Origin of the sequence: Brachybacterium sp. EE-P12, assembly GCF_003711805.1 — a bacterium.
Taxonomy (GTDB): domain Bacteria; phylum Actinomycetota; class Actinomycetes; order Actinomycetales; family Dermabacteraceae; genus Brachybacterium.
The window spans coordinates 350,679-363,938 of record NZ_QXCP01000009.1; the positions used below are offsets into that span (position 1 = coordinate 350,679).

Here is a 13,260-nt window from a genome sequence, read left to right on the forward strand (position 1 = left end):
GAGACGACACCGAGAATCGGAACCGGCCATTAATCCCGCAACTCGCGCGATGAAGAAAAGGGGGATGCCCCGATGGCTTTAGAGGTCGAGGATCGGATCCATTGAGCTGATGCTCTTGCACCTCTTTCTCGCGTACGCAATTTCACGCCGCGTTGCCGATCCGAGGTATCCGCTTTCGCTCACCACTCGCACCTCGTCCGACACGTCGATACGGCGTAGATGCAGCTCCCCCAGAGCCTCACGTCGGGCTGGTGTCAGGTCTTCATCGATCGCCTCGGGGGCGAGCACGATCATCCCGAGCGCAGTAAGACGACGCCGCTCCGACTCGAACAGGCTCTGGAAGCGCAGCGAACCGCAGAGGCAGACAACTCTGGGCCGTTCGGCGGCACTCATGCACATACCTCCGTGACTGAGGAGCTGATGTTCGGAATGCTCGCCCGCCCTCCACCAGGACGTGGAGCACTGTGGCCGAGGCATTCTGAATCTGTCCCGACGGCGCTCGCGGAGTGGCGAAGGATCGGTTGCTGTCACCCCTCGTCCCGCACAGCACACACAGCCGCGTTGCTGTCAGCGTTGCTGTCATTGCCCATTTTGGGGCGAGGCCCGCAACCACGAGCATAGTCCTGACCAGGGTGGGCCCGGAGGGGATCGAACCCTCGACCCGCGGATTAAAAGTCCGATGCTCTACCACTGAGCTACAGGCCCCTGCCCGCTGCGCGGACCGGTCCATCCTACCGGCGCGGGGCGCCCTGTCGGGCGCCCTGACCACCCGTCGGCACCGGACACGGCGAGGCCCGCGCAGAGGACGGGAGTCCTCGGCGCGGGCCTCGTGGCACGGCGATGGCCGGCCGGAGGATCACCCCGCCACGGCGGCCTCCTCGCGCTCGTCCTGGTAGTCGCACACGTCCTCGTCGACCCAGACCTCGACGTTCTTGATCTCGGGGAGGTCGGAGGCGAGGAAGATCGGATCCAGGCCCTGGGCGCGCTGGGCGTTGTAGTGCTTCAGCAGCTTCACCGCCGTGGGGGCCAGCAGCGCGATCACCACGAGGTTGATCAGTGCGATGAACACCATCGAGACGCCTGCGATGGTCCAGGCGAGGTCGACCGCGATCACGGAGCCGATCAGCACGAGCGCGACCACGGCGGCGCCGAACGCCATGTGCCAGCCCCGCTTCGAGGTCAGGAAGTGCATGTTCGCCTCGCCGTAGGAGTAGTTGCCCAGCACCGAGGTGAAGGCGAGCAGGAACATGATCAGCGCCAGCACGATCGCGGCCCACGGCCCGAGGGTCGTCGACAGCGACTGCTGGACCATCACCAGGCCCTCCCCGCCGGTGGAGACGTCCGGGAAGGAGACCAGCACGATGAACGCGGTGATCGAGCAGATCAGCAGGGTGTCGAAGTAGACGCCGAGGGTCTGGACGAGGCCCTGCTTGACCGGGTGGCTCACCGAGGCGGTCGCGGCGACGTTGGGGACCGAGCCCATGCCGGCCTCGTTCGAGAGCATGCCGCGCTGGACGCCGTTGACGATCACGGCGCCGAGGCCGCCGCCGATCGCGGCTTGCGGCGAGACGGCCTCGGTGACGATCTGGGTGAGCACGCGGGGCAGCTCGCCCAGGTGCAGGCCGACGATGACGATGCCGATCAGCAGGTAGAGACCGGCCATGATCGGGACCATGTTCTGGGCGACGTTCGCGACGCGGCGCATGCCGCCGAAGATGATCCCGGCGGTGAGCGCCGCGAGCAGGATCCCGAGCACGGGAGCGAGCCACGGCATGCCCTCGGGATCGGCGTAGACGGCGACCGCGCCGGAGACAGCGTCGACGATGGTGTTGGCCTGCAGCGAGGTGAAGGCGAAGGCGAAGCAGAAGATGAACAGCACCGCGAAGAAGGCGCCGAAGCCGCGTGAGCCGAGACCGCGGTGGATGTAGAAGGCGGGTCCGCCCTTGTAGGTGTCGTCGGCGCGGGTCTTCCACAACTGGGCGAGGGTCGACTCGATGAAGCTCGCCGCGCCGGTGAGGATGCACATCACCCACATCCACAGCACCGCGCCGGGGCCGCCGAGGAAGATCGCGCCGGCCACGCCGGAGATGTTGCCGGTCCCCACGCGGGCCGCGGCCGAGACGGAGAAGGCCTGGAAGGCGCTGAGGGACTTCGAGCGCTTCGCGTCGCCGCCGGAGGCCTGGACCTCCTCCTGCACCGGCTTCTGCGCGATCGCGGAGAACATCGCGGGGATCATCCGCAGCTGCACCACGCCGGTGCGGACGCTGAAGTAGAGGCCGAGCACGATGACCACGGGCATCCCTGCCCAGGTCCACAGCCACCCCTCGGCGTTGCCGAGGAACTCGTTGAGCGATTCGAGGGGATTCATGGGCTCGACGGTAGCGGGCGCGGCATGCACCGCCCTCGTGGCCCGGCCGCCCGCGCGGGACGGCAAGTCCTCTGGATACCCGCGCGCGCGAGGAGTGCGTCCCACAGCACGGACATGTGACACACGCCACTGCGCACGGTCGAGGCCCCCGATCCACGCCCCGGCCTGCATGGCAACACCGCAGGTCGCCACACATCGAACGGGGTTGTCGGACAATCCGCCGGACAGACGTCCGATCGTCACGATTGCGTCACGACACACCGAGGAACCCCCTCCCCGGCCCGACCGAGGGGTCCCGAAGCGCGCGCAGCCGGGCTAGCGTGGACGGCGATATGGGCCCGTTGACGACGCACAGCGCAGACCACCATTCATCCACCGAGCAGGCTCCCGACAGCAGCCAGGACCTGCAGATCCGCCCTCCGTCCCTGGCCGACGGCGCCGACATGTGGCGCCTCGCCCGTGACAGCGGCACGCTCGACCTGAACACCTCCTACGCCTACCTCCTGCTGGCCCGCGACTTCGCGGCCAGCTCCCGCCTCGTCCTCCAGGACGGCGAGGCCGTGGGCTTCGTGCTCGGGTACCTCCGGCCCACCGCGCCGGGGACGCTGTTCATCTGGCAGATCGCGGTGGACGCCTCCCAGCGGGGCAAGCAGGTCGCCGGGCGCATGCTCGACGCGCTGCTGGAAGACCTCCCGCAGGTCACGCAGCTGGAGACCACCATCACCGAGGACAACACCGCCTCCCAGAGGCTGTTCGCCTCCTTCGCCCGGCGCCACGGCGCCGAGGAGCGCATCGAGCCGCTGATCACCGAGCAGCACTTCCCGGACGCCGGCCACGGCGCCGAGCTGCTGCACACGATCAGCCCCCTGCACGCCGGGAGCTGAGTCCCCCGCCCGTGCCCCACCGGGCAGGGGCGCCGCCGCGCGCCCTCCTGCCCCCGCACACCACCGCACCCCCCACCCAGGAGATGTCATGACCATGACCGCACCGACCGAGACCACCGCCAAGCCGCAGCCGGCCGAGACGGCCGGCGCCCCGACCGTCGACCCGACGGAGCTCGAGTCCGGCGTCCGCTCCTACTCCCGCGGCTGGCCCGCCGTGTTCACGCACGCCAAGGGCTCGATCCTGACCGCCGAGGACGGCCGCGAGTACATCGACTTCTTCGCCGGCGCCGGCACCCTGAACTACGGCCACAACCACCCCGAGCTGAAGCAGGTCGTGATCGACCACTACCTCGAGGACCGGGTCGTGCACGGCCTGGACATGTTCACCGACGTGCGCCGCGAGTTCCTCCAGACCTTCGACGAGAAGATCCTCCGGCCCCGCGGCCTGGACTACAAGGTCGCCTTCCCCGGCCCGGGCGGCGCGAACGCCGTCGAGGCCGCGCTGAAGCTGGCCCGCAAGGTCACCGGGCGCGAGTCCGTCGTGAGCTTCACCAACGGCTTCCACGGCATGACCCTCGGCGCCCTGTCCGTCACCGGCAACTCGATGAAGCGCGGCGGCGCCGGGATCCCCCTGGTGCACGCCACCCCGATGCCCTTCGACGACTACTTCGGCCAGGTCATCCCCGACTTCATGTACCTCGAGCGGCTGCTCACCGACGGCGGCTCCGGCCTGAACAAGCCCGCCGCCGTGATCGTCGAGACCGTGCAGGGCGAGGGCGGCATCAACGCGGCCCGCGCCGAGTGGCTGCGCGGCCTCGCGGCGCTCTGCAAGGAGCACGAGATCCTCCTGATCGTCGACGACATCCAGATGGGCTGCGGCCGCACCGGCGGCTTCTTCAGCTTCGAGGAGGCGGGGATCGAGCCGGACATGGTCACCCTGTCGAAGTCCATCAGCGGCTACGGCCACCCGCTCGCGCTCACCCTGATCAAGCCCGAGCTGGACATCTGGGAGCCCGGCGAGCACAACGGCACCTTCCGCGGCTTCGGCCCGGCCTTCGCCACCGCCACCAAGGCGATCGAGCTGTTCTGGGGCGATGACGAGTTCGAGAAGGCGACCATCGCCAAGGGCGCCTACGTGGAGAGCCGCTTCAACCGCATCGCGGCGAAGCATCCCGAGCACGAGCTGATCGTCAAGGGTCGCGGCCTCGCCCGCGGCCTGCAGATGCCCTCGGGCGAGATCGCCGGCGCCATCGCCGCGCGCGCCTTCGAGGAGGGCCTGCTGGTGGAGACCTCCGGCCCCTCCGACGAGGTCGTCAAGCTCCTGCCGGCGCTGACCATCCCCGAGGAGCTGCTCGAGAAGGGCCTGGACATCATCGAGGCCGCCGTCGACGAGGCGCTCGCGAGCGCCTGACCACATCCTCGTCGGCCCGTCGACAGCCGTCGGCGGGCCGACGCTCTGCGCCGGGACCACCCTGCGCAGCCCCCGACCCTGGACCGACCACCGGAAGGACCCCCATCATGCTCGTCCGCTCGCTCGCCGAGATCGAGGACACCGACGCCGACATCAAGTCGGAGAACTGGCGCTCCAAGCGCATCATCCTGGCGAAGGAGGGTGTCGGCTTCTCCGTCCACGAGACCACCCTCTACGAGGGCACCGAGAGCTACTTCTGGTACGCCAACCACATCGAGGCCGTGTTCATCACCCACGGCGAGGGCGAGATCGAGGACCTCGCCACCGGTGAGGTGCACCAGCTGGCCCCGGGCACGCTGTACCTGCTCAACGACCACGACAAGCACAAGGTGCGCGTGCGCAAGGAGATCCGCTGCGTGTGCGTGTTCAACCCGCCCGTCACCGGGCGCGAGGTGCACGACGAGAACGGCGTGTACCCGCTGATCACCGAGGACGCCTGAGCGCTCTCCTCGCCAGGACGGGCCCGGTCGGAGCGATCGCTCCGGCCGGGCCCGTCCGTCATGGTGCCGTCAGCGCCGACGGTCCAGGCCCTGCGGCTCAGGCTCGGCTGCGCCGCACGAGCAGGATGATCACCCCGATCAGCAGGAGCAGGATGCCGAGCGCCCCGCCGCCGATGGCGAGGAAGATCCCGCCGAGCCCGGCGAAGATCCCGCCGATCGACACGGGCGGACCCACCATCACCGGGGTGCCGGCGCAGTCGATCGTGTAGTCGCCGGCCTGCTCGGCGGTGAAGGAGTCGAAGGAGTCCCACTCCCGCCCTTCGTTGCCGAAGCCGCTGGTCTGGATGGTGCCCTCCCCCACCGCGGGCCCGTCGACCACGCACTCGGGGGCGGGCACGCCCTCCTCGGCGTACAGCTGCACGGTCTCGTCGGCCTCGGCGGCGTAGGTGCCGCTGCCGCTCTCGAAGACCTGGTACTTCGAGGCGCCGCTGGCCACGCCGCCGAAGCCGATCACCGCCACGACGATCCCGATGACGAGGCTGAGCGCGAGCACCACCGCACCGAGGATGATCAGCACCTTCGGCGCCTTCGACGGCTTCGTCGCCGGAGCGGGCGCACCAGGGGGCTGGTTCCAGCCGCCCCCGGGCTGCGAGCCCGGCTGGTTCCAGCCGGCCGGCTGCGGGGCGAGCGGTCCGGAGGGCGAGGAGGGCGGGGGAGGCTGGGTCACGGTGAGCTCCTGGAGCGTTCGCGGACTGGACGCCGACGAGGAGCGATGCCGACCCGCGACGACAGGGACAGGCTAGCGGGTGCCCGCCGCGAGCGGCAGGGCGGGATCGCGTCCATCGCGCCTACACTCGCCTGCATGCCCGCTCCCCTCGTCCTCGCCACCGACGTCGAGACCGAGCTGGTCGAGAAGAAGTCCCGCTTCCTCACCCGCCTGCACCGCGTGAGCGAGGTCGAGCAGGCCGACACCCTGCTGCGCGCGGCCCGCGCCGAGCATCCCGGCGCCCGCCACCACTGCACCGCCCTCGTGCTGGACGAGACGAGCGAGCGCGCCGAGGTCCATCGCAGCAACGACGACGGCGAGCCGGCCGGCACCGCAGGGATGCCGATGCTGCAGTCGCTGCTGAACGCACGGCTGGTGGACGCCTTCGCGATCGTGATCCGCTACTTCGGCGGGGTGAAGCTCGGGGCGGGCGGCCTGGTGCGCGCCTACACCGCGGGCATCGAGCAGGCCGTCGCCGCCGCCTCGCTGCTGCGCCGCAAGGAGCTGCTCGTGGCGCGGATCGAGGTACCGCCGGCGGAGGCAGGCATCGCGGAGAACGCGGTGCGGATCTGGGCCGCGGCCCACGCCGCCGCGGTGGAGCCCACCGAGTACGGTGCCCGGTCCGCGGTCCTCACCGTGCTCGTGGATCCCGCGGATCTCGAGGACCTGCGCGAGGACACGGCCCGCTGGTCCGCAGGTCGGCGCACCGTCCGGGAGGTGGGGCGCCGCACGGCCGATGTGCCGCTGTGAGCCCTGATCCGCCGTGATGGGGTCGCGGCGGATCAGGACGTTGCACCGGGTGGCGCTCAGCCAGCATCCATCCCCGTATACGCGGGTGGATGCTGGCTCAGCGCCAGTTCTCGCACATGCCCGCTCGAACGCCCGTCGTGCGCGGCCCGTCGCTCGTCGGCCTCAGATGTCGTCCTCGCGGGCGGGCCCGCCCTCGTTCTCCCAGTTCTCGAGGCGCTTGACGGTGCGGGGGTTGAACTTCTGACGCACCCCGTGGCCGACCCCCGCCTCGTCGTCGGCGGGGAGGAAGTGGACGCCGTACTCCTCCAGCGCGTGGCGGAGGCTCTGCTTCTGCTCGGCCGTGAGGTCGTGACGGCCGCGCTCGAAGGCGTGGAGCAGCTCGGCGTCGATGCCCGTGCGGTCGGTGAGATCGTCGAGGGAGACCTGGGACAGCGCCCGGCCGGCGCGCGCCAGATCGGCGGTGATCAGCGATTCGAAGGTGTCCATGCCCCAGTCTCGCCCTTCGCCGCGCAGAGCGCCAGGTGGTCGCGGACGCACGGCGGCGCCGCCCCGGAGCATCCGGGACGGCGCCGCGCTGAGAGGGGTGCGCCGGTGCGGCGCGGGGTCAGGCGCGGTTCTTGGTGGCCAGGCCGTAGACGACCATGACGATGATCGCGCCGATCACGGCGAGGAGGATCGTGCCGATGCTCCAGGGGTTGCTCATGATCCCGCCGACGCCGTCACCGCCGAGGAGGCCGCCGATGAAGCCGCCGACGATCGCGCCGACGATGCCGAGGATGATCGTCATGCCCAGGCCCATGGCCTGCTTGCCGGGCATGACGGCGCGGGCGAGGAGGCCGATGATCGCGCCGATGATCAGCCAGGAGATGATCAGTCCGATGAAGCCCATGACGGTGCTCCTTTTCTGAGGGGGAAGGGTGGACGTGCTGGCCCCATTGTGCGCTTCTCCCGCCCGCATGGCGCGGGAATACACAAGAGTGCAGGTCACGACGATGACCGACCGGTTCGTGCGAGGCGATCCCCTCGCTCGGACCGCCCCGGCGAGGTGCTCCACCCAGCCGTGGGACCGCCCCCGCCCGGCACGCATCGGCGCGCATGGGAGAGGCCCGGAGCTGCAGCGCTGTGCAGGTCCGGGCCTCTCGTCAGCCTCGTGCGGGCCGGGTGCGAGCCGTGGGGCTCAGAAGTCCCAGTCGTCGTCCTCGGTCTCGACGGCCTTGCCCATGACGTAGCTCGAGCCGGAGCCGGAGAAGAAGTCGTGGTTCTCGTCCGCGTTCGGGGACAGCGAGGCGAGGATCGCGGGGTTCACCTCGGTCTGGTCCTGCGGGAACAGCGACTCGTAGCCGAGGTTCATCAGCGCCTTGTTCGCGTTGTAGCGCAGGAAGGTCTTGACCTCCTCGGTCCAGCCGACCGGGTCGTAGAGGTCCTCGGTGTACTCCTCCTCGTTCTCGTACAGCTCCATGAGCAGCGAGAAGGTGTAGTCCTTCAGCTCCGCCTGGCGGGCGGCGTCGGACTTCTCCACGGCCTTCTGGAACTTGTAGCCGATGTAGTAGCCGTGCACGGCCTCGTCGCGGATGATCAGGCGGATGATGTCCGCCGTGTTCGTCAGCTCGCCGCGGCTGGAGTAGTGCATCGGCAGGTAGAAGCCGGAGTAGAAGAGGAAGGACTCCAGCAGGGTCGAGGCGACCTTGCGCTTCTCCGCATCGTCGCCCTGGTAGTAGTCCATGACGATGTTCGCCTTCTTCTGGAGCGGCTCGTTGAACTCGCTCCAGCGGAAGGCCTCGTCGATCTGCTTGGTGTTCGCCAGCGTCGAGAAGATCTGGGAGTAGGACTTCGCGTGCACCGACTCCATGAACGCGATGTTGGTGTACACCGCCTCCTCGTGCGGGGTGATCGCGTCGGGGATCAGGGAGACCGCGCCGACGGTGCCCTGCACCGTGTCCAGCAGGGTCAGGCCCGTGAACACGCGCATGACGAGCTGCTGCTCGGACTCGGCCAGGCGGTTCCAGGACTGGACGTCGTTGGACAGCGGCACCTTCTCGGGAAGCCAGAAGTTGCCGGTCAGGCGGTCCCAGACCTCCTGGTCCTTCGGGTCCGGGATCCGGTTCCAGTTGATCGCCTGGACCGTCGTCTTCAGGTGGTCGTTCACCACAGCCTCACTTGCTCCTCAGGGGGTCAGGGGGTCGGCGTCGGATGCCCTCCAGTCTAGGCATCCGCGGCTCGTGAAAGGCCCTCCGGCCCGCCGGTGCCGAGGTGGTTCCGGCCACCGATCGGACGGGCGATCCATGACTTTCGTCGTGGGGCGGTCGGCGCCCGCCGCACTAGCGTGGGCGCGACGACGCCCGCTCCTCCGGAAGGCCCTGCCGTGACCTCCGCTCCCGTCCCCGCCGTCGACATCGCCGCCCCCACGGCGCCTGACCGCTCCCTCGCCCCGGACATCGCCCGGGGCCTGATGCTCGCGCTCATCGCGGTGGCCAACGTCTCCTGGTTCCTGTGGCGCTCGACGGAGTCCGTCGGCGGCACCCCGCACATCCCCGCCGACGGACCGCTGGATGCGATCGCGCAGGCCGTGATGACGGTCGCGGTGGACCACCGGGCGATGCCGCTGTTCGCCTTCCTGTTCGGCTACGGGATGGTGCAGTTCTACCGCTCGCGCATCGATCGCGGCCTGGATCCCGGCGCGGTGCGGACGATGATGCGCCGCCGCCACTGGGCGATGCTGCTGCTCGGTGCGCTGCATGCCGCGCTGCTGTTCTACGGCGACATCCTCGGGGTGTATGCGCTCAGCGCGCTGGTGCTGGTGTGGTGCCTCTTCGGCCGACGCTCCCGGACCCTGCGGATCTGGGCGATCGTGCTCGCTGCGCTGATGGCGCTCTTCGCCCTGTTCAGCATCGTCAGCGGCGTGGCGCTGGCGCTGTTCGTGCCGGCGGAGGTGACCGCCGAGATGGCGAGCGTGGACATGGGCACCGGCTTCGCGCGCCCCCTCGCCTACGACACCCCGTACCTGGTCTCGATGCTGTACCGGCTCGGGCTGTGGAGCGTCACCCTGCCCGCCGCGGCGCTGATGGGCGCCCCGCTGCCGATCCTGCTGGGCTGGCTCGCGGCACGGCGGAGGATCCTCGACGAGCCGTGGCGGCACCGCCGCCTGCTGCGGCGCACGGCGGTGGTCGGCATCGCGATCGGCTGGCTCGGCGGCCTGCCCGAGGCGCTGGCGATCCTCGGGGCGTACGAGCTGCCTGCCGCGGCGCCCTGGATGCTCACGGGCTGGAACACGCTCAGCGGCGTCGCCTGCGGTCTCGGCTATGCGGCCCTGTTCGGGCTGCTCGCGCTGCACCTCGAGGGGAGGGAGCCGGGCGAGGAGGCGCCGCGCCCCGACCCGTCGGCCGACCGGGACCTCTCCCCCGCCGAGCGGGCCTACGGCGCGCCCCGCACGGAGACCGCCCCGGCCCGCACCCGCGAGCCCGGCCGGCTCGAGCGGAGCCTCGCCGCGGTCGGCCAGCGCTCGCTGACCTTCTACCTGTTCCAGTCGCTCCTGCTCGCGCCGCTCATGGCCGCCTGGGGCCTCGGGCTCGGCGGGACCCTGTCGACCGCCCCCGCGCTCGCGATCGCGTTCGGGGTGTGGCTGGTCTCCCTCCCGATCGCGGCGTGGATGGGCTCGCGCGGCCTGCGCGGACCGGCCGAGAAGCTGCTGCGGCGGATGACCTACGGGACGATCGACCCGGCGGGACGGTGAGCGGCACCGCCCGGAGGGCGCGCAGCCCGAGGACGTCTCGTGGCGCACCCTCCGGGGCCCTGCGGGGCCTCGACCCTCAGTCCGCGCGTCGGCTCACCTCGACCCCGCGGTCCCGGCCGTGCCGGCGAGCGCGGTCGGCCGCCGCCTCGAAGCGCTCCGGCCAGTCCGCCACCGCACCGAGCTCGCGGGCGAAGCCGGGGTCGGTGCCGTCGGGGCGGGCGCGCTGGAGCACCAGATGGTCCGCCCCGACCCCGGCCAGCAGGTCGACGACGTCCTCGACCTGCGCCGCGAGCGCCGGGGTGAGGGTCATCCGCAGCTCGTGCGAGATCCCGGAGCCGAGCAGCAGGTGCAGCGACTGCTCCGCCTTCGCGAAGGCGCCGCCGCGGCCCACCAGCGCCGCGTATCCGGCGGGCGCCGCCTTCACGTCGAAGCCGACCCAGTCCACGAGCGGGTCCTCGACCCGTCGGCCCTCCCGGTCCAGGCCCAGCAGGGTGCGCAGCCGGGAGGGATAGGCGCCGCCGGTGTGCAGGCCGACGGCGAAGCCCGCCGCCCGCACCTGCCGGGCCGCGGGGACCAGCGCGTGCTGCGCCGTGGCCTCTCCCCCGCTGAACACCACGCCGTCCAGCAGCCCGTGCCGCCTCGCGCACAGCTCCTCGAGCGCGGCGAAGGGCACCGCCCCCGGCACGGCGGGGTCGAGGATCGCCGTGTTGTGGCAGTAGGCGCACGACCACGGGCATCCCTGGCAGAAGACGGTCGCGGTGAGATGTCCGGGCCAGTCGACCGTGGACAGCGGCACCAGACCTGCGATCTGCAGGTCCGATGCCGCGATCTGGACGGTCCTCACGCCGTCGGCACCGGAGCAGCAGCCGGAGCAGGGGCGGAGGCCGGGGCGCCCACCTGCGCGGCCCGCTCGGTGAAGAAGGTGCGCTCGGCATGCTCGCCCTTCTTGCCGATGTTGAAGGAGGCGACCGGACGGAAGTAGCCCATCACCCGCGTCCACACCTCGCAGGCCTGCCCGCAGCGCTCGCACTCGAGGTGCTCGCCGGAGAGATAGCCGTGGGTGGGGCAGATGGAGAAGGTCGGCGTGACGGTGAGATAGGGCAGGCGGAAGCGGGTCAGCGCCCGCCGCACCAGCTCCCGGCAGGTCGTCGCGGAGCTCATGGCCTCGTTCATGTAGAGGTGCAGCACGGTGCCGCCGGTGTACTTCGTCTGCAGCTCGTCCTGCCGCTCGAGCGCCTCGAAGGGGTCCTCGGTGGCGCCGACGGGGATCTGCGAGGAGTTCGTGTAGTACGGGTTCTGCGCGGTCCCGGCGGTGAGGATCCCGGGGAAGCGGGCGCGGTCCTCCTTCGCGAAGCGGTAGGTGGCGCCCTCGGCCGGGGAGGCCTCGAGGTTGTAGAGATGGCCGGTGGCCTCCTGGAACTCGACCATCCGCGCCCGCACATGGTCCAGGGTCCGCAGGCACATCGCCAGCCCCTCCTCGTCCATGAGGTCGTGGCGGTCGCCGGTGAAGTTGCGGACCATCTCGTTCATGCCGTTCACGCCGAGGGTCGAGAAGTGGTTCTCGAGATGGCCCATGTACCGCTTCGTGTACGGGTAGAGGCCGGCGTCCATCAGCTCCTGCACCGTCGCCCGGCGCCGCTCGAGGGTGTCGCACCCGAGCTCGAGCAGAGCGTCCAGCGCACCCAGCAGCGCCGCCTCGTCCCCTGCGTGCAGGTGGCCCAGCCGCGCCATGTTCACGGTCACCACGCCGATCGAGCCGGTCAGCTCCGCGGAGCCGAACAGGCCGTTGCCGCGCTTGAGCAGCTCGCGCATGTCCAGCTGGAGGCGGCAGCACATCGAGCGGATCATCCCCGGATCCAGGTCCGAGTTCAGGAAGTTCTGGAAGTAGGGCAGGCCGTACTTCGCGGTCATCGCGAACAGCCGCTCGGCGTTGGCGGAGTCCCAGTCGAAGTCCGCGGTGATGTTGTAGGTGGGGATCGGGAAGGTGAAGGCGCGGCCGTCGGCGTCCCCCTCGGTCATCACGTCCAGGTAGGCGCGGTTGATCAGGTCCATCTCGGCCTGCAGCTCGCCGTAGGCGAAGGGCTGGACCTCGCCGCCGACGAGCGGTCGCTGCTCGCGCAGGTCCGCCGGGCAGGTCCAGTCGAAGGTGAGGTTGGTGAAGGGGCACTGCGACCCCCAGCGGCTGGGGACGTTCAGGTTGTGGATCAGCTCCTGCATGTGCTGGCGCACCTGCTCGTAGCTCATGGCGTCCAGGCGCACGAAGGGCGCCATGTACGTGTCGAAGGAGCTGAAGGCCTGGGCCCCGGCCCACTCGTTCTGGAGGGTGCCCAGGAAGTTCACGATCTGGCCGCAGGCGGAGGAGAAGTGCTTCGGCGGGCGCGAGGCGATCGCCCCGGCGACCCCGTTGAAGCCCTCCTCGAGCAGGGCGCGCAGGGACCAGCCCGCGCAGTACCCGGTGAGCATGTCGAGGTCGTGGATGTGCAGGTCGCCCTCGCGGTGGGCGCGCCCGGCCGCCGGGCTGAACACCTCCCCGAGCCAGTGCTCGGCGGTCATCTTCCCGGCGGCGTTGAGGATCATCCCGCCCACCGAGTAGCCCTGGTTGGCGTTGGCGTTCACGCGCCAGTCGGAGCGGTCCACGTACTCGGTGATCGTCGTGACGGGGTCGACGAGAGGGCGGGCGGCGGCGGTGTCGGCCGCGGTGAGGCTGGCCGTACCGGTGGCTGCCGAGGGGGTGGAGGCTGTCGAGGTCATGGCTCTCTCCTGATCTGGGGTGGGGTGGGGAGAGACCCCGGGGCGGATGCCCGGAGCGGTCGCCGATGGCGGCGATGGGCTCACGTTAGGCACGAGACAC

At 70.6% G+C, this 13,260-nt stretch carries 13 protein-coding genes and 1 tRNA gene; 5 read left to right on the forward strand and 9 right to left on the reverse strand.

Going from position 1 to position 13,260, the window contains the following annotated elements:
• Positions 1-78: 78 nt before the first annotated feature.
• The 3 genes from D1648_RS13845 to D1648_RS13855 form a co-directional block, all read right to left on the reverse strand.
• Positions 79-393: a hypothetical protein gene (locus D1648_RS13845; RefSeq protein WP_122943351.1), complete on the reverse strand. Its 315-nt coding sequence runs from the start codon at positions 391-393 to the stop codon at positions 79-81.
• 240 nt (positions 394-633) lie between these two features.
• Positions 634-705: transfer RNA gene (locus D1648_RS13850), tRNA-Lys, on the reverse strand.
• A 151-nt stretch (positions 706-856) separates the two neighbouring features.
• Positions 857-2,368, reverse strand: coding sequence for a sodium:alanine symporter family protein (locus tag D1648_RS13855; RefSeq protein ID WP_122942846.1), 1,512 nt, complete (start codon positions 2,366-2,368; stop codon positions 857-859).
• Between the two features lie 341 nt (positions 2,369-2,709).
• On the opposite strand from D1648_RS13855, the gene ectA reads away from it, so the two are divergent.
• The 3 genes from ectA to D1648_RS13870 all read left to right on the forward strand — a co-directional run bounded on the left by ectA (position 2,710) and on the right by D1648_RS13870 (position 5,163).
• Positions 2,710-3,252, forward strand: a complete 543-nt coding sequence (gene ectA, locus D1648_RS13860; RefSeq protein ID WP_241155501.1) for a diaminobutyrate acetyltransferase — start codon at positions 2,710-2,712, stop codon at positions 3,250-3,252.
• An 88-nt stretch (positions 3,253-3,340) separates the two neighbouring features.
• Positions 3,341-4,663 carry a diaminobutyrate--2-oxoglutarate transaminase gene (gene ectB, locus D1648_RS13865; RefSeq protein ID WP_122942850.1) on the forward strand — a complete coding sequence of 441 codons (1,323 nt, stop codon included), beginning with the start codon at positions 3,341-3,343 and terminating at the stop codon, positions 4,661-4,663.
• 107 nt (positions 4,664-4,770) lie between these two features.
• Positions 4,771-5,163, forward strand: a complete 393-nt coding sequence (locus tag D1648_RS13870; protein WP_087484858.1) for an ectoine synthase — start codon at positions 4,771-4,773, stop codon at positions 5,161-5,163.
• A gap of 97 nt (positions 5,164-5,260) precedes the next feature.
• On the opposite strand, the gene D1648_RS13875 is transcribed toward D1648_RS13870, so the two are convergent.
• Positions 5,261-5,890, reverse strand: coding sequence for a hypothetical protein (locus D1648_RS13875; protein WP_122942852.1), 630 nt, complete (start codon positions 5,888-5,890; stop codon positions 5,261-5,263).
• Positions 5,891-6,025: 135 nt separating this feature from the next.
• Here D1648_RS13875 and D1648_RS13880 point away from each other — a divergent pair, with 135 nt between their 5' ends.
• A complete protein-coding gene (locus D1648_RS13880; RefSeq protein ID WP_122942855.1) occupies positions 6,026-6,679 on the forward strand; it encodes a YigZ family protein in 654 nt (217 codons plus the stop codon).
• A gap of 162 nt (positions 6,680-6,841) precedes the next feature.
• On the opposite strand, the gene D1648_RS13885 is transcribed toward D1648_RS13880, so the two are convergent.
• From D1648_RS13885 to nrdF, 3 genes are all read right to left on the reverse strand, one after another.
• On the reverse strand, positions 6,842-7,165 hold the full coding sequence (locus D1648_RS13885) for a hypothetical protein (protein WP_122942857.1): 324 nt from the start codon (positions 7,163-7,165) through the stop codon (positions 6,842-6,844).
• A 118-nt stretch (positions 7,166-7,283) separates the two neighbouring features.
• Complete coding sequence (locus D1648_RS13890; protein WP_122942859.1) at positions 7,284-7,568, reverse strand: GlsB/YeaQ/YmgE family stress response membrane protein; 285 nt, start codon at positions 7,566-7,568, stop codon at positions 7,284-7,286.
• 288 nt (positions 7,569-7,856) lie between these two features.
• The gene (gene nrdF / locus D1648_RS13895) at positions 7,857-8,825 is read right to left on the reverse strand and encodes a class 1b ribonucleoside-diphosphate reductase subunit beta (protein ID WP_122943354.1); all 969 of its coding nucleotides are present in this window, start codon (positions 8,823-8,825) and stop codon (positions 7,857-7,859) included.
• Between the two features lie 216 nt (positions 8,826-9,041).
• Here nrdF and D1648_RS13900 point away from each other — a divergent pair, with 216 nt between their 5' ends.
• Positions 9,042-10,409: a DUF418 domain-containing protein gene (locus tag D1648_RS13900; protein WP_241155502.1), complete on the forward strand. Its 1,368-nt coding sequence runs from the start codon at positions 9,042-9,044 to the stop codon at positions 10,407-10,409.
• Positions 10,410-10,485: 76 nt separating this feature from the next.
• Here the strand turns inward: D1648_RS13900 and D1648_RS13905 are convergent, their stop codons facing one another.
• On the reverse strand, positions 10,486-11,253 hold the full coding sequence (locus D1648_RS13905; protein WP_206424814.1) for an anaerobic ribonucleoside-triphosphate reductase activating protein: 768 nt from the start codon (positions 11,251-11,253) through the stop codon (positions 10,486-10,488).
• Positions 11,250-13,160 carry a ribonucleoside triphosphate reductase gene (locus tag D1648_RS13910; RefSeq protein ID WP_122942861.1) on the reverse strand — a complete coding sequence of 637 codons (1,911 nt, stop codon included), beginning with the start codon at positions 13,158-13,160 and terminating at the stop codon, positions 11,250-11,252. The genes D1648_RS13905 and D1648_RS13910 overlap by 4 nt, the downstream gene beginning before the upstream one ends.
• Positions 13,161-13,260 lie beyond the last annotated feature (100 nt).